At 57.7% G+C, this 20,931-nt stretch carries 19 protein-coding genes; 11 read left to right on the forward strand and 8 right to left on the reverse strand.

The features are described 5' to 3' along the window. Positions 1-44: 44 nt before the first annotated feature. Entirely contained in the window at positions 45-1,298 is a 1,254-nt protein-coding gene (glyA, locus tag BM395_RS22325) for a serine hydroxymethyltransferase (RefSeq protein ID WP_069902565.1), read from the reverse strand. Positions 1,299-1,734: 436 nt separating this feature from the next. Here glyA and ettA point away from each other — a divergent pair, with 436 nt between their 5' ends. The 3 genes from ettA (at position 1,735) to BM395_RS22345 (ending at position 5,404) form a co-directional block, all read left to right on the forward strand. Then, on the forward strand, positions 1,735-3,402 hold the full coding sequence (ettA, locus tag BM395_RS22335) for an energy-dependent translational throttle protein EttA (RefSeq protein ID WP_069902567.1): 1,668 nt from the start codon (positions 1,735-1,737) through the stop codon (positions 3,400-3,402). Between the two features lie 215 nt (positions 3,403-3,617). Beyond that, entirely contained in the window at positions 3,618-5,024 is a 1,407-nt protein-coding gene (locus BM395_RS22340; RefSeq protein ID WP_090515757.1) for an NAD(P)/FAD-dependent oxidoreductase, read from the forward strand. Between the two features lie 38 nt (positions 5,025-5,062). Continuing rightward, complete coding sequence (locus BM395_RS22345) at positions 5,063-5,404, forward strand: cupin domain-containing protein (RefSeq protein ID WP_090515759.1); 342 nt, start codon at positions 5,063-5,065, stop codon at positions 5,402-5,404. A 138-nt stretch (positions 5,405-5,542) separates the two neighbouring features. Here BM395_RS22345 and BM395_RS22350 read toward each other — a convergent pair whose 3' ends face one another. The 4 genes from BM395_RS22350 to BM395_RS22370 form a co-directional block, all read right to left on the reverse strand. Next, positions 5,543-6,601 carry a c-type cytochrome gene (locus BM395_RS22350; protein WP_090515761.1) on the reverse strand — a complete coding sequence of 353 codons (1,059 nt, stop codon included), beginning with the start codon at positions 6,599-6,601 and terminating at the stop codon, positions 5,543-5,545. 11 nt (positions 6,602-6,612) lie between these two features. Beyond that, entirely contained in the window at positions 6,613-7,206 is a 594-nt protein-coding gene (locus BM395_RS22355; RefSeq protein WP_090515763.1) for a c-type cytochrome, read from the reverse strand. A 445-nt stretch (positions 7,207-7,651) separates the two neighbouring features. Beyond that, complete coding sequence (locus BM395_RS22360; protein WP_090515765.1) at positions 7,652-8,215, reverse strand: NADPH-dependent FMN reductase; 564 nt, start codon at positions 8,213-8,215, stop codon at positions 7,652-7,654. A gap of 500 nt (positions 8,216-8,715) precedes the next feature. Beyond that, on the reverse strand, positions 8,716-8,988 hold the full coding sequence (locus BM395_RS22370; protein ID WP_090515769.1) for a hypothetical protein: 273 nt from the start codon (positions 8,986-8,988) through the stop codon (positions 8,716-8,718). 117 nt (positions 8,989-9,105) lie between these two features. Here BM395_RS22370 and BM395_RS22375 point away from each other — a divergent pair, with 117 nt between their 5' ends. The 7 genes from BM395_RS22375 to BM395_RS22405 all read left to right on the forward strand — a co-directional run bounded on the left by BM395_RS22375 (position 9,106) and on the right by BM395_RS22405 (position 14,737). Further along, positions 9,106-9,741, forward strand: coding sequence for a helix-turn-helix transcriptional regulator (locus tag BM395_RS22375; RefSeq protein ID WP_090515771.1), 636 nt, complete (start codon positions 9,106-9,108; stop codon positions 9,739-9,741). Between the two features lie 5 nt (positions 9,742-9,746). Further along, positions 9,747-10,136, forward strand: coding sequence for a curli production assembly/transport protein CsgE (gene csgE / locus BM395_RS22380; RefSeq protein ID WP_090515773.1), 390 nt, complete (start codon positions 9,747-9,749; stop codon positions 10,134-10,136). After that, on the forward strand, positions 10,133-10,546 hold the full coding sequence (locus tag BM395_RS22385) for a curli assembly protein CsgF (protein WP_069902575.1): 414 nt from the start codon (positions 10,133-10,135) through the stop codon (positions 10,544-10,546). The genes csgE and BM395_RS22385 overlap by 4 nt, the downstream gene beginning before the upstream one ends. Before the next feature lie 24 nt (positions 10,547-10,570). Next, the gene (locus BM395_RS22390) at positions 10,571-11,419 is read left to right on the forward strand and encodes a CsgG/HfaB family protein (protein WP_069902576.1); all 849 of its coding nucleotides are present in this window, start codon (positions 10,571-10,573) and stop codon (positions 11,417-11,419) included. Between the two features lie 320 nt (positions 11,420-11,739). Continuing rightward, a complete protein-coding gene (locus BM395_RS22395; protein WP_090515775.1) occupies positions 11,740-12,270 on the forward strand; it encodes a hypothetical protein in 531 nt (176 codons plus the stop codon). A gap of 51 nt (positions 12,271-12,321) precedes the next feature. After that, on the forward strand, positions 12,322-14,316 hold the full coding sequence (locus tag BM395_RS22400) for a beta strand repeat-containing protein (RefSeq protein WP_170860640.1): 1,995 nt from the start codon (positions 12,322-12,324) through the stop codon (positions 14,314-14,316). Positions 14,317-14,425: 109 nt separating this feature from the next. Then, entirely contained in the window at positions 14,426-14,737 is a 312-nt protein-coding gene (locus BM395_RS22405) for a hypothetical protein (RefSeq protein WP_090515781.1), read from the forward strand. Between the two features lie 18 nt (positions 14,738-14,755). On the opposite strand, the gene BM395_RS22410 is transcribed toward BM395_RS22405, so the two are convergent. The 3 genes from BM395_RS22410 to BM395_RS22420 form a co-directional block, all read right to left on the reverse strand. Further along, entirely contained in the window at positions 14,756-16,318 is a 1,563-nt protein-coding gene (locus BM395_RS22410; protein ID WP_090515784.1) for an acyl CoA:acetate/3-ketoacid CoA transferase, read from the reverse strand. 113 nt (positions 16,319-16,431) lie between these two features. After that, positions 16,432-17,817, reverse strand: a complete 1,386-nt coding sequence (locus BM395_RS22415) for a GntP family permease (RefSeq protein WP_090515786.1) — start codon at positions 17,815-17,817, stop codon at positions 16,432-16,434. Between the two features lie 307 nt (positions 17,818-18,124). Beyond that, entirely contained in the window at positions 18,125-19,591 is a 1,467-nt protein-coding gene (locus BM395_RS22420; RefSeq protein WP_090515788.1) for a sigma-54 interaction domain-containing protein, read from the reverse strand. Positions 19,592-19,928: 337 nt separating this feature from the next. Here BM395_RS22420 and BM395_RS22425 point away from each other — a divergent pair, with 337 nt between their 5' ends. Beyond that, positions 19,929-20,924 (forward strand): DctP family TRAP transporter solute-binding subunit, encoded by a 996-nt coding sequence (locus BM395_RS22425; protein ID WP_069902583.1) that lies wholly within the window; start codon positions 19,929-19,931, stop codon positions 20,922-20,924. Positions 20,925-20,931 lie beyond the last annotated feature (7 nt).

Below are 20,931 nucleotides of genomic sequence, written 5' to 3' on the forward strand. Positions count from 1 at the left end.
AAAAAAGCCCGCCAATCGGCGGGCTTTTTCATGTCTGCCAGTGCTTACTTACCGTATACCGGGAAGCGTGCGCACAGGGCTTTGACTTGCTCGCGAACGCGCTCGACAACTGACTCGTCGCCCAGATTGGCGAGAACTTCGCAGATCCAGGTGGTCAGCTGACGGCACTCTTCTTCCTTGAAGCCGCGGGTGGTAACAGCCGGGGTGCCGATACGCAGGCCCGAAGTTACGAACGGTGAACGCGGATCGTTCGGAACCGAGTTCTTGTTGACGGTGATGAAGGCGCGACCCAGTGCAGCGTCGGCGTCTTTACCAGTGATGTCCTGCTTGATCAGGCTGAGCAGGAACAGGTGGTTTTCGGTGCCGCCGGAAACGACGTCATAACCGTTCTCGATGAACACGCTGGCCATGGCCTGAGCGTTCTTCACAACCTGCTGCTGGTAAGCCTTGAACTCAGGCTGCAGAGCTTCTTTGAAGCACACGGCCTTAGCGGCGATTACGTGCTCCAACGGGCCGCCCTGACCACCCGGGAAAACAGCCGAATTCAGCTTCTTCTCAAGGGCTTCGTTGCTACGAGCCAGGATCAGGCCGCCGCGTGGACCGCGCAGGGTTTTGTGAGTAGTGGTGGTTACCACATCGGCAAACGGAACCGGGTTCGGGTAAACGCCAGCAGCGACCAGACCGGCTACGTGAGCCATGTCGACGAACAGGTAAGCACCCACTTTGTCGGCGATTTCACGGAAGCGCGGGAAATCCAGAACCTGCGAGTAGGCCGAGAAACCGGCAATGATCATCTTCGGCTTGTGCTCAACCGCCAGACGCTCGACTTCGTCGTAGTCGATCAGGCCGCTGTCGTTGATGCCGTACTGCACGGCATTGTAGATCTTGCCGGAGAAGCTGACGCTGGCACCGTGAGTCAGGTGGCCGCCGTGCGCCAGGCTCATGCCCAGAACAGTGTCGCCCGGGTTCAGCAACGCCATGTAAACGGCGCTGTTGGCTTGGGAGCCGGAGTGCGGCTGCACGTTGGCGTAGTCGGCACCAAACAGCTCTTTGGCGCGGTCGATTGCCAGTTGCTCGACGACATCAACGTACTCGCAGCCACCGTAGTAGCGCTTGCCCGGATAGCCTTCGGCATACTTGTTGGTCAGTACCGAACCTTGCGCTTCCATCACCGCTGGGCTGGTGTAGTTTTCCGAGGCGATCAGTTCGATGTGTTCTTCCTGGCGTTGGGCTTCCTGCTCCATCGCGGCAAACAAATCGGCGTCAAAACGGGCAAGATTCAAATCACGGCTGAACATGGCTATCCCCTGAGAAAATCAGCTGGGCTGTTAAAAGAGGGGGCGAATATTACCTTATCTAGCCGTTTCAGGGGTATGAAACACAGTCATATTGCGGACAAGCGGCCCTCATGTGCGCGTTGCCGGCCGAGGTTTTATTCGGCGGCGGATTCTTGCGCCTGCAGAGCGCCGTTGAAGCAAGGCCGATAATGCGCAAAAAGATGCTGAAAATGCGCCGAATCGTCGGCTGTCGTTTGCCCTCAAGCCCCCGTTCCGGTAGCTTTGTCGCACGCGCGCGCAAACTGTTCATGTCTGGCGCCGCAGGCCGGCTGTAAAGGTGCAGTAAACCACCAGCGGACACTCTCGGGCGACACACGGGCGCACAATCCGCCCCCTGTGAGCAGTCCGACAGCTGACAGCCATCCATCAGTTTCCACATAGAGACCCAAGGTTATCCATGGCTCAATACGTCTACACCATGCATCGGCTGAGCAAAGTTGTGCCGCCGAAGCGGGAAATTCTGAAAAACATCTCCCTGTCGTTTTTCCCGGGCGCCAAAATTGGCGTGCTCGGCCTGAACGGCTCGGGTAAATCTACGCTGCTGAAAATCATGGCTGGCGTTGATACCGAATTCGACGGCGAAGCCCGCCCGATGCCGGAACTGAATGTCGGCTACCTGCCGCAAGAGCCGCTGCTCGACCCAAGCAAGACCGTGCGTGAAGTGGTTGAAGAAGCGGTCAGCGCGATCAAGGATGCACAGGCGCGCCTTGATGAAGTCTATGCCGCTTACGCCGAGCCGGATGCCGATTTCGACAAGCTGGCTGCTGAGCAAGCCAAGCTTGAAGCCATTCTGCAAACCTCCGACGGCCACAACCTTGAGCGTCAGCTGGAAGTTGCCGCCGACGCTCTGCGCCTGCCAGCGTGGGATGCCAAGGTCGAGCACCTGTCCGGTGGTGAAAAGCGTCGCGTGGCACTGTGCCGTCTGCTGCTGTCTGCCCCCGACATGCTGCTGCTCGATGAGCCAACCAACCACCTGGACGCCGACTCCGTTGCCTGGCTTGAGCACTTCCTGCACGACTTCCCGGGCACTGTGGTTGCGATCACCCACGACCGTTACTTCCTGGATAACGTAGCGGGCTGGATTCTCGAACTCGACCGCGGTGCGGGCATCCCGTACGAAGGCAACTATTCGGGCTGGCTTGAGGCCAAGTCGGATCGTCTGGCGCAAGAGTCCAAGCAGCAGTCGGCTCACGAGAAGGCCATGAAGGACGAACTGGAGTGGGTGCGCAAAGGCGCCAAAGCCCGCCAGTCGAAATCCAAGGCACGTCTGCAACGCTTCGAGGAAATGCAATCGCAGGAATTCCAGAAGCGCAGCGAAACCAACGAGATCTACATCCCGGCTGGCCCGCGTCTGGGTGACAAAGTCATCGACTTCGTTAACGTCAGCAAAGGTTATGGCGACCGTGCATTGATCGACAACCTGTCGTTCAGCATGCCGAAAGGCGCCATCGTCGGCGTGATCGGCGGTAACGGTGCCGGTAAGTCGACCCTGTTCCGCATGCTCATGGGCAAAGAACAGCCAGACTCGGGCAGCATCGAACTCGGTGAAACCGTGCAGCTGGCTTGCGTCGATCAGAGCCGCGAAGACCTCGACGGCAGCAAGACTGTCTGGGAAGCCGTTTCCGGTGGCTCCGACATGATCAAGATCGGTAACTATGAAGTGCCGTCGCGTACCTATGTAGGTCGCTTCAACTTCAAGGGCGGCGATCAGCAGAAGTTCGTCAAAGACCTCTCCGGTGGTGAGCGCGGTCGTCTGCACTTGGCGCTGACCCTGAAAGAGGGCGCCAACGTCCTGCTGCTCGACGAACCGTCAAACGACCTCGACGTAGAAACTCTGCGCTCGCTGGAAGAAGCGTTGCTCGATTTCCCTGGCGCTGCCATTGTGATCTCGCACGATCGCTGGTTCCTCGACCGCGTTGCCACGCACATTCTGGCGTACGAAGACGACTCGCACATTGAGTTCTTCGAAGGTAACTACACCGAGTACGAAGCGGATCGTAAGAAACGCCTGGGTGATGCGGCGGCGCAACCGCACCGCGTGCGTCACAAGAAGCTCGCGCAGTAACGCGCAGGCTTCTCACAGCAGTACCGCGTGAATAGAAAGCCGGTCGATGCAAGTCGACCGGTTTTTTTATGCCCTGAATTAATCCCCGAATCGTTTACCCGCGAGTAATTCTCTGCGAGGTATTGGCCGAAAATTCCTTGCGTACCCGCACGCACGACAAGCCCCAGACGAAATGAATACTCTGCACTCAATTCGATATTGAGCGGAGAAACGCCGTGACTGACTGGCGCACGATTAGCCTGTGGATGGATCAGCTTGAGCAGCCGCTGCGCCCGCGCCCCGCGTTGGGTGAAGACCTGCAGGCGGACGTCGCCATCATCGGCGCCGGTTATACCGGCCTCTGGACGGCGTATTACCTCAAGCGTCAGGCGCCGCATCTTAAAGTCGTCATTATTGAGGCCGAGACCGCGGGCTTCGGTGCCTCCGGGCGCAATGGCGGCTGGCTGATTGGTGACATTCTCGGCAGTGCACGCCTGCTGTCAGGCCTTGACGCCGAGGCGCGGCATGCGGCCTACAACTTGTTGCACGGTATTCCGGATGAAGTCGGGCACGTGCTTCAGCGTGAATCCATCGACTGTGATTATCGCAAAGGCGGCTCGCTGTATTGCGCGGCGCGCTATCCCGAGCAGGAAGTCGCCTTGCGTGCTCAGTTGCAAGACGCCCGCAAACTGGGATTGAGCGAGGACGATTATCGCTGGCTGGCGCCGGAAGAACTGGCGGGCCAGTTACGCATCGCCAACCCCTACGGCGCACTCTTCAGCCCGCATTGCGCGACCATCCAACCGGCGCGGCTGGTGCGTCGCCTGGCCGAGTGTGTCGAGCGTCTGGGCGTGCAGATTTACGAGCAAAGCCGCGTAACGCATTGGCAGTCCGGTTTGCTGCGCACGGCTCAGGGATCGGTGAAAGCCGACTGGCTGGTGCCGGCCGTGGAAGGTTACGCCGGCTCATTGCCGCCTTTGGGGCGTTATCAATTGCCAGTGCAAAGCCTGATTGTGGCGACCGCGCCGTTGTCTGCCGCCACGTGGGCGCAGATCGGGCTGGAACACGGCCAGGCCTTTAGCGAGAACAGTCGGCAGGTGACCTATGGCCAGCGCACGGCGGATAACCGACTGGTATTCGGCGCGCGGGGTGGTTATCAGTTTGGCGGGCGTTTGCGCAGCGATTTCACGCTCAAGGAGCACGAAGTCGAGTTGCGTCGCTACTTGTTTGGCGAGCTGTTTCCTCAACTGCGCAATGTCGAGCTGACCCACGCCTGGGGTGGGAATCTAGGCATGGCCCGACGCTTTCACCCGCACATGCTGGTCGACCGCAGTGCCGGCATTGCACTGTCCGGAGGTTATGGCGGCGAAGGTGTGGGCGCCAGCAATTTGGGCGGGCGTACCCTGGCTGCGTTGATCCTCGGCCAGAGCAACGAGCTGACGCAACAGCCGTGGGTGCTTGCTGATAAGCCGCTGAAAAGCCTGTCTGGCTGGGAACCGGAGCCACTGCGCTGGCTGGGTTACAACGCGATCATCAAAAGTTTTGTGCATGAAGACAAGGTGCTGGCCAAGCGTGCATCGGCGCCGTGGCAACGCAAGTTCGCCGAGCACCTGGCGGGCTTCATGGAAAGCCTGATGCGCTAAGCGCAGCACACTAATAAGCAAAGTACTGGAGCCGTAAGATGAGCATCACCCAATTCAAACAGACCGCGACGCTGCTGCTGGATGAGTCCAACCCTGTCGCGGTGCCCATCGGCGAGCCAGTGGCAATCGCCTCGACTCATAGCGTTGAGCGCAGTGATGGTGTGGAGACTGGCGTCTGGGAATGTACGCCCGGCCGCTGGCGGCGGCAGATCGTCCAGCAGGAGTTTTGTCACTTCATCTCGGGGCGCGCCACGTTTACCCCGGATGACGGTGATCCCGTCATGATCGAGGCCGGTGATGCGATCCTGCTGCCGGCCAACTCGATGGGCATCTGGGATATTCAGGAAACTCTGCGCAAGAGCTATGTGCTGATTTTTTAACGCGGGTCAGTTACGCCCGTTTGATTCATCCGGGGGATCGCTACAAGCTGCGTTCACGCTCGCGTCGGGGTGCCTGAGTTATTCAGTGAATAAAAAATGCCGGTCGCGCATAACGCTCCGGCATTTTTTATGGGGGGGCTATTTTACGGTGGTCGCTGGAAAGGCTTTAGTGCCGAGTATTTCACCCTCGACTTCCTTGCCGTAGAAGCCATCGTCGTCGGCGTGATACTGCTTTGCAGTGGCCGCGACATCGCCTTCAAAGCGTGGGTCTTGCGGACGTTCGCGACTGTTGATGTAGGCCGCGACATCCCATGCCTCTTGCGGCTTCAACTGCACGGCCTTGCCCAGCGGCATATTTTCGTAAATAAACGTCGCCGCAGTGTTTACCCGATGCATGCCAGCGCCCCAGTTGTAAGACTGCGCGCCCCAGAGTGGCGGCAGTACAGTGACGTCTGCCATTTTTATGCCTTGGCCATCTTCGGCATGGCACAGCGCGCAATGCTCGGCATAAATCTTGGCGCCGCGCTCGGGCGAGGGCGCTTGATCGGTTTTATCCAGCTTGGCAAAGGCGCGGCCCGGCATTTGGCCGCGTTTATCCAGCTTGACCTTGTCTGATAAAGGCCCGGGTAATTTGAAGTCGTCGATGTTACCGCCTTGCTGCAGCGCCGTATCGCTCAGCTCAGGCACAGCGGTTTTCTGCATGCCGAACATATCGAGCAGCCCACCCATCAACAGCCAGTAAGAATATGCCGAGATGGCGACCAGCTCGGGAGAGTCGATTGCTGGTGCCTTGCCGTTCATGGAGAAGTTGAAGCAGCCCTGAACGCGCTCGGCAAAGGTGTTCACGTGGTTATTCTTTTTACGAAATGCCGGGTACGCCAGATAGGCTGCCCACATTGGCGCTGCATAGGCTTTGGCACCAGCGTCGAGGTGGCAGTTGGTGCAATTGAGCTGGTTGCCCACCGAGCGGCCGTTGAGTTGCTGGGTGTTCACAAACAATTCATAGCCTTTGCGAATCTTGTCGCCAAATGCGCCCTTGGGGATTTCGCTCAAGTCCCGTGGAGCGAAGTAGCCCAGGTTGGTCGCTTTTGGCTGCGGCGGAATTTCTTCCTGCATGTCGGCAAAGTACGTATCGGCCATCGCCACCCCGGTGCCGCCTAACAGTGTCAGTGCCAGCAAAGCTTTTTTGATCATCATGGCATTAACCCCTATTGGATGGCTGACAGGTAGGTGGCAAGGGACTTGATTTCGTCTTCCTTGAGCTTGGCGGCGATGTGGCCCATGGTGTTGTCGTGGTCACCACTGCGCTCAAGTTTGCGCCATGCAATCAATTGCTCCGCCAAGTAGTCAGCCTGCTGGCCAGCGAGTCTCGGGAAGCTGCCTCCGCCAACTGCAGCCGGGCCATGACAGCTGTAACAAGCCGGCAGGCCACGCTTCAAGTCGCCCTGGTAATAGAGTTTTTCAGCGCCGGACAAGGCTATCTTGTCGCCGCGCAATTGCCCCTTGAGTGGGCTGCCCTGCGCTGCAAAGTAACTCAGTGCAATCTTGCGTGCGGGCAGATCAACCAAGCTCTGCGCCATGAGTGTCATCAAGGTGTTGTTGCGTCTGCCAGCAATGAAATTCTCGATTTGCGCATCAAGGTATTGCTCGCTCATGCCGCCGATCATGGGGCCTTGCGCTGTTCCCTGACCTTTGTCGCCATGGCATGTCACGCATTGTTGCGCCTCTGTGGGTATATCAGCCGCCTGAGCGGTTGCCGCCATCAGTGTTAGCAGACCACTCGCTATTATTAGATTTCGCATTACACGTCCCCGTCAGTCACACGCCTGCGTTAGTCACAGCATAGGTGAGCGATGCTTCAGTTGTTTGCAATGCGGAAAGTTTCGCGGACTTTTGCGTTTTATTGGCTGAGATTGCGGGTTGATAGCTGCTATCGAGCATGCTGTGTAGGAAAAGGCTTACAAGCTATGACGGGAAAGACGACTACTTGGCGTCCAGCGGCGAGCGTAATCTTTGCTCATGGACATCGCGCAGGACGCGCAGCGCAGGAAGCGCTAAGTACAGCTTCACCGTACCGCATGGAAACGATGGATTGCAGCCACGGATGGCAAGCGGATCATGGAAGTCAGCTACAGTCTGCATAAGGCCCCGCTCTGCGGGGTTTTCTTTTATCTGGCATTCGCCAAATTCAAACAAGCGCGCCCAGCCTGATCCGAGATCAATAGCCAGGCACGTGGTTTTTGCGGCTCAAGCCTGTTTCGGATGCATCTCAACCCACTGCGCGTAGGCGTTGATGAACTTCTGCAGGAACGGTGTGATTCCCTCTGTCAGCTTGCCTTCGTCATCAAAGAAACTCCCTGCGCCACCCAGATAGGCTTCGGGTTGTTGCATCATCATGACGTCGAGAAACACCATGGACTGGCGCAAGTGATGGTTAGCCCCAAAACCGCCAACAGCGCCCGGTGATGCGCTCAGAACAGCGCCAGGCTTACCGCTGAAGCCGCTCTTGCCATAAGGCCGGGAGCCCACGTCGATGGCGTTTTTCAGTGGCGCTGGCACTGAGCGGTTGTACTCTGGCGTCACAAACAGCAGGGCATCTGCGGCGTTCAATTTTGCTCTGAACACGTTATAGGCATCGGGCGCAGAAGTGCCGTCGATGTCTTCGTTATAGAGCGGTAGCGCGCCAATTTCGACGATTTCCAGTTGCAGTGATGCGGGCGCAAGATCTGCCAGCGCCAATGCAAGTTTGCGGTTGATCGATCCGCGGCGCAGGCTGCCGACCAAAACTGCAACATGACGTACATCGCTCATACAAACTCCTCAAATCGAAAGCTCAATGGTTAAACTACACAAACTATAGACGCCTCCGGTCGAACTATGGCGACGCAGGCTTGACGTTCTGTCTTCACCAGCCGAATGTTTAGCCGAGCAGCATGCCATCTGATTGTCATTTTAATGGCGGATGCTGACGCTATAACAATCATCTCCTCAGGCCGCTTGGCCTTTCGATCTGCCTTCTGACCCCTGACAGAGCATCCGATTAATCCCGGAAGGAGTTTTATATGCGTCCATTAGCTGCTTTCTCGCTACTTAATATCTATGACCCGGATTCACAGCTTGAGGCTGAGGATGAACCGCGCGTAATAGCCTCAAACCCGCCTGCGCCGCATATTCATGGGCAGATAACTTGCACGGTTGCGGCCATTGATGCGGCGTTATTGCAGTTGAAGAGGCCGGTTAAACCCAGCGGCGAGCGCAGGGATTAGTCCTTCGCCACACATGCAGCCTGACTGAGCCGAGGCTTGAGTCGGTCAGGTTGTTTCGCTGGTCTTCTGGTTGGCGCATGAGCGCATGTGGAAGACTCTCGAGCGAGTGACTGATGCTGCAACGGCATCGGTTTTGGTCGGCAGGCGCGAGGGCGACAGGGTGCTCAAGCGCGATTTATGCAAATAAAAATGCTTTTCGTTCAACTGCAAAACAGCCGGCTGTGACAGTGCTTGTTTTTTGACGAAACGCCTGAGATAGACAATCTGCGAGGTTAAGTCATTGATAAAAATGTGATTTTGTATATTCCATTTTTTCATTTTCGAGATGGTATTAATACCAAATTGAACTTTCGCGACAAAATTATCCTGCTACATTCCAAGACATTATTAAAAAAGATGTCACGGTGATATCACATGGATGTGGAGTCCAACCCTATGCTCGGTCTGTCAGATCGGGCAGTTGTAGTGCTGCTAACCCGTCATCAACTCTTGGGCCAATTGCTTCAGCATTTTCTGGCTAATTTGCCGGACCTGAGTCTGTCCCTGCAGTCTCTGCCTGAAGATATTGGCAGCGGAAATGCCCTCCTGCTGCTGGATACCGCAAGCGTAGATTGCGCTGAACTTTCTCGTGTTTTGGCTCTGGTCGATGACGGCTGCGCAGTGGCGCTGGTGAATACCAGTCCCGAGCAGGCTGAGCAGATTCTTGAGCAGTTTCCATGGGTGCGCGGGGTGTTCTACAGCCACGTCACGCGGGAGCATTTGCTGCAGGGTATCCGCGCCTTGCTCGCCGGGAATGACTGGTTGCCGCGTCCTTTGATGGAACGGCTGGTCGGTCAGTTACGTTCCTTGCGCGGGGCGCCGCAAGAGCGCGAAGAGGCTGAGTTAACCCGCCGCGAGCTGGAAATCATGCAGTTGGTGGGCAAGGGCTTATCCAATACCGATGTGGCGGCATTGCTCAATCTGAGCCCGCACACCATCAAAAGCCATGTGCATAACCTGCTGCGCAAACTCGGCGTGTCCAATCGTGCTGAAGCTGTTTATCTGTTGCGTGATCAGTTGGGCAGGGAATGAGGGCTATGCGGATTGTATGGCTCGTTCTGACGTGTCTGCTGGCAGCCAATGCGGTTGCCAAAAATCAGGAAGACGAGATCAAGGGCTTCGTGGTGGATCAGACCATTTCGCGAATTGGCCACGAGTTCTACCAGCACTTCACTGACCGCCTGCGCGATACCAGCCCGATGGATTTCAATCTGGTGGTAGTCGAGCGGCCGTCTGCACGTTGGGGCAGCTTGATTTGGGTCGAGTTCGAGCGGCGCATGCTCTACCGCAGTTTCCTCCAGCCCAACACCTCGCAACTGCAAGAGACGGCTTATCAGGCCGCAGACTTTGTGCAGGAGGGCATTGCCCGGCAAAAGTTGGAGCAACTTTTTGATGACACGTTTGATATGGACAAGGACGAAATATGACTAGGCGTACATTGACTCTCGCGGCGGGGGTGTTGCTGGGCTGTTCGACAGCGGTTTCGGCAACCGAGTTGGTCTACACACCCGTGAACCCTTCGTTTGGCGGCAACCCGATCAATGGCAGTTACTTGCTCGGCAATGCTCAGGCGCAAAACGACTACAAGGACCCGGATACCCCGGACTTTTCCTATGAGCAGCCCAGCGCGCTGGATCGGTTTACCGATCAGTTGCAGTCACGGCTTCTCAGTCAACTGTTAACAGATGTCGGTAATGGCAACACCGGCAGCCTGTCTACCGACAGCTTCCTGATCAATATCGTGGATGACTCGGGCGCACTCAGTGTTGAGGTGACCGACAAGCTCACAGGTGAAGTTTCAGTTATTGAAGTGAGCGGCCTCAACGCCACTTATTGAATTGCCGATAAGGAAGTCTGAAACATGAAACGCTACGTATTGACGGCTTTGATGCTGGTTGCGTTACAAGGTTGTGCCGTCCGCGAGCCGATGCCCGCCGAGCATGATGCCGATACCCCGACACTGACGCCCCGGGCCTCAACCTATTACGACTTGCTGCAGTTGCCCAAGCCGAGAGGCAAGCTGGTCGCGGCCGTTTATGGTTTTCGCGACCAGACCGGCCAGTACAAACCCCTGCCTTCAAGCTCGTTTTCGACCGCTGTAACCCAAGGTGGCGGCAGTATGCTGGTCGACGCATTACAGGCCAGTGGCTGGTTCAGCGTGCTGGAGCGTGAAGGCCTGCAAAACGTGCTGACCGAACGCAAGATTATTCGCGCTGCGCAGAATAAGTCTGAAGGCGGCAATAACCCGCAAATGCCGCAACTGCCTTCGTTGATGGCGGCCAACATCATTCTTGAGGGCGGTATTGTGGCCTACGACACCAACGTGCGAACGGGTGGTGAAGGCGCGCGCTACCTGGGCATTGGAGTGTCCGAGAAATATCAGGTTGATCAGGTGACGGTGAACTTGCGTGCCGTCGATGTGCGCGGTGGGCAGGTGTTATCTAACGTGATGACGACCAAAACCATCTACTCGGTCGACCGCAGCGCGGGGGTCTTCAAGTTTATCGAGTTCAAGAAACTGCTTGAGATAGAGGCGGGCTACACCACCAATGAACCCGCGCAGCTGTGCGTGTTGTCGGCCATTGAGTCGGCAGTCGCGCATCTGGTTGCGCAGGGTGTCGAGCGTAATCTTTGGGTGATGGCAGACAACGTACCTATCGAGCAAACCAATCTGGTGAAGTTTCTCGACCAGCAGCAAACCAGCCTCTGAGACTTAAACCGTTCGCCACCATTTGGCCCCGTACGCTTTCAGCGGGTGGGGCCAAATGGTTTCTGGGCAGTGTGAAGCTGAGCGCTGCAGCGACCCGGCTTCGCTGACACCCCAACTCCCTGAATCCTGAATACGCGCCTGTAGCGTCGCGGCACGATTGCGCGGACACATTGTGCGCGGCTACAACTCGGTATTAATCGGTTGGATAGGGGGCTTAATCCCTGTTGTATGACGAGGGCCGGATTTTTACACCGATTGGGCGATGTTGGTGTGCCACTACCGCGGCAACAATGTTGCTCAATTGAAGTGGAGCAACGCCCATGTCCCTCCGTTCACAGATCAACGCATTACTCATGGCTTCCATGCTTGGCCTTGGCTTGGCAGGCGGTGCCGTGATGGCTGCAGATCTGCAAGATAACCAGGACCTGATGGCGGGCACAGAGCTTGGCCAGGACCTCTCGGCGCAACTGGCAGGATTGTCTGGCGAGCAAAAAGCCCTGTTATTGCAGCAGGGCTACAGCAACGTCGGCAAGATCACCCAGATCGGCAGCAACCAAGCGGTGATGCTGCAAAACGGCGCTGATTTGTTGGGCGGAATCGTCCAGGTCGGCAGTGATCAGGAAGCCTACATCCTCCAGCAAGGCGCAGCTAACGCTGCCGGCATCATCCAATTCGGTAGCGGCAACGATGCGCTGATCATCCAGAACGGCGCTTTCAATCAGGCACTTATTACACAGAACGGTGTGGGCAATAACGCCCAGATCATGCAGGACGGTTACGCCCTGCAAAGTAGCGTTACCCAGTGGGGTAACGGCAGTGGCAGAAGCGTCGTAGTACGCCAGTACCGCTGAGATTGGCAACTAACTTGACTCATGCAACGGATGCATCAAAGGAGAAATACCATGCTCAAGCTCAACGCAATTGCAGCGGCACTGATCGCACTTTCCAGCGCCCAGGCCATGGCAGCAGACAACTATGCACTGCAACTTCAAGCGGGTGTTGAAAACGAAGCCGAAGTTGATCAAACCACCGGTTCATTGAGCAACTACGCGCTGCAAGGGCAGGCGGGTGTTGGCAACGATGCAACCATTACGCAAAAGAACAGCGGCGCTAACTTAGCTGTTCAGGGGCAAGCTGGGTTCGATAACGTCGCGGCTGTTAAGCAAAACCTCGCCGGTGGTTCAGGGGCGCTCCAACTCCAGGGTGGTACTGGCAACGATGCGCAGGTCACTCAGACGCTTACGATTGGCGCAGGGGCTAGCCAAGTACAGCTAGGCACCAGCAACCAGGCGGTTACCACTCAAACAGGGCAGACCGGCAGTACTGCCGCGACCTATCAGTACGGTAATGGCAACACTGCTGAGCTGCAGCAACAAATTGTGGGTTCAAGCAACTCGGCTAGCGCTACCCAAGTCGGTAACTCTAACGATGTTCTGGTGACACAGAACAGCTCAGGATTCCTCGGTTTAAGCCCAAGCTCCAGCAACCAGGCTAATACCTACCAGGAAGGCGACCGCAACAAGGCTTATGTTGGCCAGACCGGGACCGGCAACACAGCAACCACTTCTTCGGTCGGTAACGACAACAGAATTCTGGCAGGCACCAGCAAATCACCAAGCGGCAACGGCCAGTCGGGTTCAAACCAGGTGGCGAGCCTGCAGCAAACGGGTGACAGCAACCTGATTTCGTTGCGTCAAAGCAATAACGGCAACAATGCTACGGCCAACCAGAGCGGTGACTTCAACACCGCAAGCATTAGCCAGCCAAGCAGCGGCAGCGTTGCCACTGTCGACCAGACGGGCGACTGGAACAAGGCCACCGTTAGCCAAACGCGCAATCGTCAGACTTCCGATATCGACCAGAATGGCGTTGGTAATACCGCGACGACTAGCCAGGGTGAGAGTAACGACAATATCGCCAGCATCAATCAAGACGGCAATTGGAACACCGCCGACACCGTGCAAAGAGGTAAGGCGAACGAGGGCTATGTAACTCAGTCCGGTGACTGGAACAACTCCACCGTTGATCAGCGCAACGAGCACAACCGGGCTGACGTTTCGCAAGATGGCACTGGCAACACCTCTGGTGTGTATCAGGCTGATGGCTCGTTCAACGTTGCAGCGGTTGAGCAGGTCGGCGACTGGAACGTTTCATCGATTAAGCAATATGGTTCTGAGAACGGCGCTACTGTTGCTCAAGCTGGTAACTGGAACGAGGCGACTACTCTGCAAACGGGTAGCGGCAATCAGGCGGATACAAGCCAGTCCGGCGACTGGAACGTGGCCACAACCACTCAGAACGGTAATGACCATATCGCTGATGTGACTCAGGACGGGACTGGTAACAATGCGACAGTTGATCAGTTTGGCGGCAACGGCAATGCCTCGACGATTGATCAAACTGGCGGTTGGAACACTGCCAAGACCACTCAGAACGGCTCAGGCAACGTTGCCGAACTGACCCAGGACGGAAACTGGAACAACGCGACCGGCAACCAGAATGGCAGCAGCAACGAGCTGTATTTCAGCCAGAATGGAACGGGTAACGAGCTGACTGCTGATCAGTCTGGCAACGGCAACATGATTGATGGTTTCTCAACTGGCAATTACAACGTGGCCGATATCGACCAGGTGGGTAATGGTAACGATGCGACTGTTCGTCAGCTTGGTGAGAACAACGACGCGTCGGTGGACCAGAATGGTGGTCATTACGCTCAGGTTGCACAGATCGGCTGGGGTAACGATGCCAACATCGTGCAAACCGGCACTGGCAACTCGGCCTGGGTGGGTCAGGTTGGCGCGGCTAACCTCAGCAACGTGACGCAGGGCGGTAGCAGCAACATCGCGATGGTCGGTCAGGTTGGCGCGAGCAACGTGAGCACCATCAACCAAAACTAAGCGCCGTCAGCCGCCTCGGCAACGGGGCGGCTTCTGGCAGGAAACGAATGTGTTATCGATTGCACTAACGTCCCTACTCCTTGCCTCAGCCTCACCGGCTGGGGCTTCTTTGTTTCTGCAGCCGGTTTCGGCAACCCAGTTGGAGCTGCGCCTGTGTTTCACCGGCGACGGCCAACAGGTGCGCTACGATCTCGAAGTACTCACGGTGTCGGCTGCGGGCAAGCAACGCTCGCGACAAGGCGGTACGTTGCTGGCGACCGCAACGCGCGCGTGTCCGATACTTAATCGCATGGGTACCAGCGCAGATCGCAGCGTCGAGGCTACCGTGCACTGGTGGGTTGATGGTCAGGAACAAGCGCCGCTGCAGCAGCGCTTTCCTGAAAACCAGCAGAGCAATGGCCGTGCTGGTGAGCCGACTTAGCGGCGCTGATTTCTTGCGCTAAAGCGTTGTCGCCAATTGCGCACTCAAGCCCATGGCTTGTGGTTGGAACAGGCGCGCATCCATCAGTTTGGGCTGGCGAATGATCGGTTCGAAATCCATCCGCTCAACGATGTCGCGCTGAATATCGATCCCCGGCGCCACCTCGATCAGCTCCAGTCCCTCGGTGGTGAGTTCGAATACGCAGCGCTCAGTGACATACAGCACGGGCTGGCCGCGTTCTGCTGCCTGTTTACCCGCGAATGTACGGTGCTCGACTTCGCCGACGAACTTGCGCATTTGCCCGTCTGTGATGATTTGCAGCAAGCCATTGTGAATACGGATGTCTTGTTTGCCAGCGCTGAATGTACCGGCGAAAACCACCTGCTTGGCGTTCTGGCTGATGTTGATAAAACCGCCCGCGCCTGCCAGCCGACTGCCAAACTTCGAGACGTTCAGGTTGCCCGCTGCATCGGCCTGCGCCAGCCCGAGTACGGCCAGATCCAACCCGCCGCCGTCGTAAAAATCGAACTGATAGGGTTGGTCGATCAAGGCGCTGTGATTGCTCGCCGCGCCGAAGTCCAGCCCAGATGCCGGTACGCCGCCGATCACGCCGGGCTCTGCCGTGAGTGTGAGTAAATCACTCACGCCTTCTTCGGCGGCAACTGCAGCCACACCTTCCGGCATGCCGATGCCCAGATTAACCACCGAGTTGGCCTTAAGCTCCAGCGCGGCGCGGCGGGCGATCAGCTTGCGCACATCGAGCGGCAGCGGCGCCAGGCTGTCCATTGCCACCCGCGTTTCGGCAGAGAAGGCCGGGTTGTAACCGGTGGCAAAGGTTTGCTGATGGTTTTCGGGGTCGGCAACAACAATGCAGTCGACCAGAATGCCGGGGATTTTAACGTCGCGCGGATTCAGCGAGCCGCGCTCGACAATCCGTTCGACCTGCGCGATCACCAAACCGCCGCTGTTATGCGCGGCCATGGCGATGGCCAGGCTTTCGATTGTCAGCGCTTCGCGCTCCATGCTCAGGTTGCCGTCGGCATCGGCGCTGGTGGCGCGAATGATGCCAACGTTGATCGGCAGCGCCGGATAGAACAGATAGTCCTGATCATCTATCGGCATGCGCCGCACCAGATCCACTGTGGTTCTGGCGTTCAACTTGCCGCCGCCAAACAGCGGGTCAACAAAGGTGCCCAGACCGACCTTGGACAGTTGCCCCGGTTTGCCCGCCGCGATATCGCGAAACAGTTGAGAGATAACTCCTTGCGGCAAGTTATAGGCTTCGATCAGGTTATCCACAGCCAACTTCTGCAAGCCGGGCACCAATCCCCAATGGCCGCCGATCACGCGGCGCACTAAACCTTCATGGGCCAGATGATTCAGCCCGCGCTGTTTGCCATCGCCTTGACCGGCGGCGTACACCAGCGTCAGGTCGCGCGGGGCTTGTTGGGCCATGAAGCGTTGCTCCAGCGCCACGGCGATTTCCTCGGCAAAGCCAATGCCTACAAAACCGCCGGTGGCGACGTTGCTGTTGTCCTGTATGCGGGCCACCGCAGCGGCGGCCGTCATGATTTTGCTCATGCGGTTTTACTCAAATCAATACGCAATAACGGAACTGCGCAGCGCTAAGGACTTGCTGGCGCTGCACGCAGAGGCAGGCAGCAAGTCGAAAGCGCCACGTTTGTCGCCTCGGGTCAGAAGCTACCGAACAGTGTTCCGAGGGCAATCACCACCGCCAGAGCCATCATTGGGAAGGCCACGGTGTTGACGAAAATAAACTTGTACGACTCACGGTGCGTGAGTTTGCAAATGGCCAGCAGCGAGATAACCGCGCCGTTATGCGGCAGGGTATCCATGCAGCCAGAGGCCATTGCTGCGACGCGGTGCAACAGTTCGGGGCTGATGCCGGCCGTGGTGGCCAGTGTCATGTATTGCTCGCCGAGGGTTTTCAGCGCAATCGACATGCCGCCCGAAGCCGAGCCGGTAATACCCGCGAGAATATTCACCGCCACCGCTTCCGAGATCAGCGGGTTATCCGACACACCCAGCACCAGATCGCGGATAACCACAAAGCCCGCCAATGAGGCGATGACGGTGCCGTAACCGACTTCGGCGGCGGTATTGAGAATCGGCAACATGGAGCCGAAAGCACCATCGTTGACGGTTTTCTTCAGGTCCATCCAACGACGCCAGTGCATGACGATCAGCAAGACGATGGCCGACGCCAACGCAACAATGATCGACCAGATGCCGATCAGTGATTTGGCATCAGCCAGGCCGCCAAATTCAGGCTTGGCCAGATAGCTGGCGTCGATACCCGGCAGGATTTGCTTGGCCATTACATAGTTGAGGCCGATCACGATCAGAATCGGCAGCAGCGCCAACCAGAAGCCGGGAGTGTGGCTGTAGTCCTGTTCGATTGGGTCTTCGCGGTGGTCGCCGTAGCCTTCGCCAGCCGCTTTCAGTTTGCGTGCCTGGCTGGTGAGCCACCATGAACCAAGGCCGAACATGATCAGGCCCGCGATGATGCCAAGGCCGGGCGCTGCGAAGGCATCGGTGCCGAAGAAAGGGTTGGGAATCGCGTTCTGAATGGCCGGCGTGCCGGGCAGGGCGGTCATGGTGAAAGTGAACGAACCCAGCGCAATCGCGCCGGGGATCAGGCGCTTGGGAATATCGGCTTCGCGAAACAACGCTGCGCCAATCGGGTACACCGCAAAGGCCACTACAAACAGCGAAACGCCGCCGTAGGTGAGAATGCCGCACGCCAGCACAATCGCCAGAATCGCCCGCTCACTGCCCAACTTGGCAACGATGCCGTGGGCGATGGCGCGGGCAGAGCCGGAGTCATCCATGAGTTTGCCGAACAATGCGCCGAGCAAAAACAGCGGGAAGAACTGGATGACATAGCCGCCCATGGCTTTCATGAACACTTGGGTGTACGTGGGCAGCAGCATGGCCACTTCGCCGGAGAACAGCAGGGCGAGCAGCGCAAGAAGGGGAGCGAGTATCAGCACGTTAATGCCGCGATACGCGAGGTACATCAGCAGTGCGAGGGAAATCAGAATACCAAGGGTACCCATCGTAAATTCCTTTTGTTGTTATTGAGGTCGTGCTCTTTGGCGCGCCGGGTAGCGCTACGCGCAGTCAGCAGCGCGCAGCATTGGCGTGATAGAGCGAAAGGTGTGCCAGTTGTCGTAAGACCTTAGTCGGACGGGCCTGCATGGCAGGCGGGTCGTGACTTACAGCCCATCAGGCGATTGCGCGGGGCGATTTGGCGAGGGTTTTGATATGTCGCGGTATGCCCAAAAAATTGGACATGTATGATTTTTTGGAAGGATCTGTCGTTTTTGTGTCCAGTAATTTGGACATGTGCGCAGTGGACTTTCGTTAAGCGTCGCGCTCGCTTAGGCCGTGTTGCTGCAACTTGTTGTACAGGCTTGCCCGTGAAATCCCCAGACGGATTGCGGTTTGCCGGCGATTACCGTCACAGGCTCGCAGCGCTGTTTTAAGCGCAGCCAGTTCGGCGTGAGCCATGCTGGTGGCAAGCTCCGGTATCGGCTGCTGGGTATCCGCCGCAACAGCTGGCGCTGGAGATGCTGGCGCCGCGCCGCGCAATAATGGCTGAATCAGCGCGACGTCGAGCACGCTGCCTTCGGTTGCCAATTGCACGCGTTCTAGCAGGTTGCGCAATTCACGCACGTTACCGCTCCACGGTTGCTCGCCTAACAGTTTCAGTGCCTCTTCGGTCAGCTCCATCGGCGCCTGAGCCGAGCGATTGGCAATGTCGTCCAGCAGGTGTTCAACCAGCGCCGGAATATCTTCACGGCGCTCGCGCAATGGAGGCACTCTCAGGCCGAGCACATTGAGGCGGTAATACAAGTCGTCACGGAACTGGCCAGCCGCGACCTTGGCTTCCAGGTCAATGTGAGTGGCGGCAATCACCCGTACATTGAGCGGTTTCACCTGATTCGAGCCGAGTGGCTCAATCTCTTGCTCCTGCAGCACGCGCAGCAGCTTGGCTTGCAAAGGCAGCGGCAGATCGCCGATTTCATCGAGGAACAAGGTGCCGCCGTTGGCGACTTCAAACTTGCCGATGCGGCCCTTGCGGTCAGCGCCGGTATACGCGCCAGGCGCTGTACCGAACAACTCGGCTTCCACCAGCGTTTCCGGAATGGCAGCCACGTTCACCGCCACGAATGGGCCGTTGGCACGCGGCGACAGGTTGTGGATACCCTGCGCCAGCAACTCTTTGCCGGTGCCGGTTTCGCCGCGCACCAGTACTGTGGATTCAAGCTGCGCGGCGCGTCTGGCCTGACGTTTGACCTCGCTGGCCGGTGCGCTGGAGCCGATAAATCCGGCGATGGTGTAGCGCGCCCGGCGGGCTTTGGCGAGTTCGTTCTGAGTCGCCAGCAACTGGCTCTGCAAAACATTGAACTTGGCCATCAAGGGTTTCAGATGTCGCGCCTGATCGAACAACACAAAGCCGAGCGCGCCGACCACGGTGCCGTCTTCGTCACTCAGCGGAATGCGCGTAACCACAAAATGCTCGCTGCCAAACGCCATCAGATCGAGCATGCTCGGTTGGCCGCTCTCGACCACTTCGCGCAAGCGACTGGCGGGCAGCACCGCTTCAATCTCTTTACCGAGTACGCTGCGCGGATCGCTGATGCCGACCTTGGCGGCGTATTTATCGTTGATCCAGACAATCCGTGCCTGCCGGTTGACCGCAATGGTGCCCTCGCATTGAGCATTCAGGTGATCAAACAGCAGCGGCATGGCCACCGAGCGAAAACGCTCCTGCGATACGCCGATAATCAGCCCGTTCTGGTCGAGGTCGCCGTGCGAGATAGCCATGCCTGAAAGGTTTCCGGATTGAGGGTGGGGCGATTATGGGCATCTGAGCCGACCCGCAGCAAGGCGCGGGCGTAGCCTGATGCAATTGGTCTTCTCATGCTTTGCGCTAATGGCGTTTATGCCATTGTTTTGAGATAGTTAGCCGGCTATCCGCCTGCGCGAGGCTCAAAAGGCCAACTGCAAGCGTCGACGCCTATCGCGTCACTCCCTCATGGTGTCTATCTGACACACGTTGGCGAGCTATCCGCGCGCTGCTGGATCTGCCGTGCACAGCCCACATGGCTGACGTTCGTGCATTCAAAAAATTAAAAAGTCTCGATCCATCCAAGGACGTCCCATGAAATTCACCCGTTGCTTCACCTTGCTGGCTTCTGCTGCCGCTTTAACCCTTGCCGTTTCCGCGCAAGCTCGCGAATACTCGGTTTCGACCGTTCTGTCGGACGCTTTCCCGTGGGGGCAGGCAGCGCAGAAGTGGGCTGATCTGGTCGCCGAGCGCTCCGAGGGTCGTATTACCCTGCGCGTGTATCCCAATGCCCAGTTGGTAGCGGGCGACCAAACCAAAGAATTCTCGGCCATGCGTTCTGGCCTGATTGATATGGCTGTCGGCTCGACCATCAACTGGTCGCCGCAAGTGCCAGAACTCAACCTGTTCTCACTGCCGTTCCTGATGAAAGACGACAAAGACCTCGATGCGCTGACTCAGGGCGAAGCGGGCAAGCTGTCGTTCAGCGCTATTGAGTCGCGCGGCATCGTGCCGCTGGCGTGGGGCGAGAATGGCTTCCGTGAGCTGTCCAACTCGGTCAAGCCGCTGCGCACTCCGGCCGATCTGGCAGGCCTGAAAATTCGCGTGGTCGGCTCGCCATTGTTCCAGGACACCTTCACTGCACTGGGCGCCAACCCGACGCAGATGAGCTGGTCTGATGCCAAACCGGCTCTCACCACTGGCGCAGTAGATGGCCAGGAAAATCCGATCTCGGTATTCGACGTTGCCCGTGTCGATCAAGTCGGCCAGAAGTACCTGACCCTTTGGCACTACATGGCCGACCCGCTGATCTTCGCGGTTAACCAGCGCGTGTGGAAAACCCTGCCGGAAGAAGACCGCGAACTGCTGCGCCAGGCTGCACTGGACGCCGGTAAGTGGGAAACCGAACTGTCGCGTGGCCAGCAAGCCAAGCGGCTGGCTGATATCCGTGAGCGCGGTGTAGAAACCGTCGAGCTGAGCGCCGAAGAGCGTCAGGCATTTGTCGAGGCAACCCGCAGCGTGCATGAACAATGGGCGCCGAAAATCGGTGCTGATCTGATCAAGGCTGCTGAAGCGGCAATCGCCCAATAACGCTTGT

It is taken from the genome of Pseudomonas marincola, assembly GCF_900116605.1.
Taxonomy (GTDB): domain Bacteria; phylum Pseudomonadota; class Gammaproteobacteria; order Pseudomonadales; family Pseudomonadaceae; genus Aquipseudomonas; species Aquipseudomonas marincola.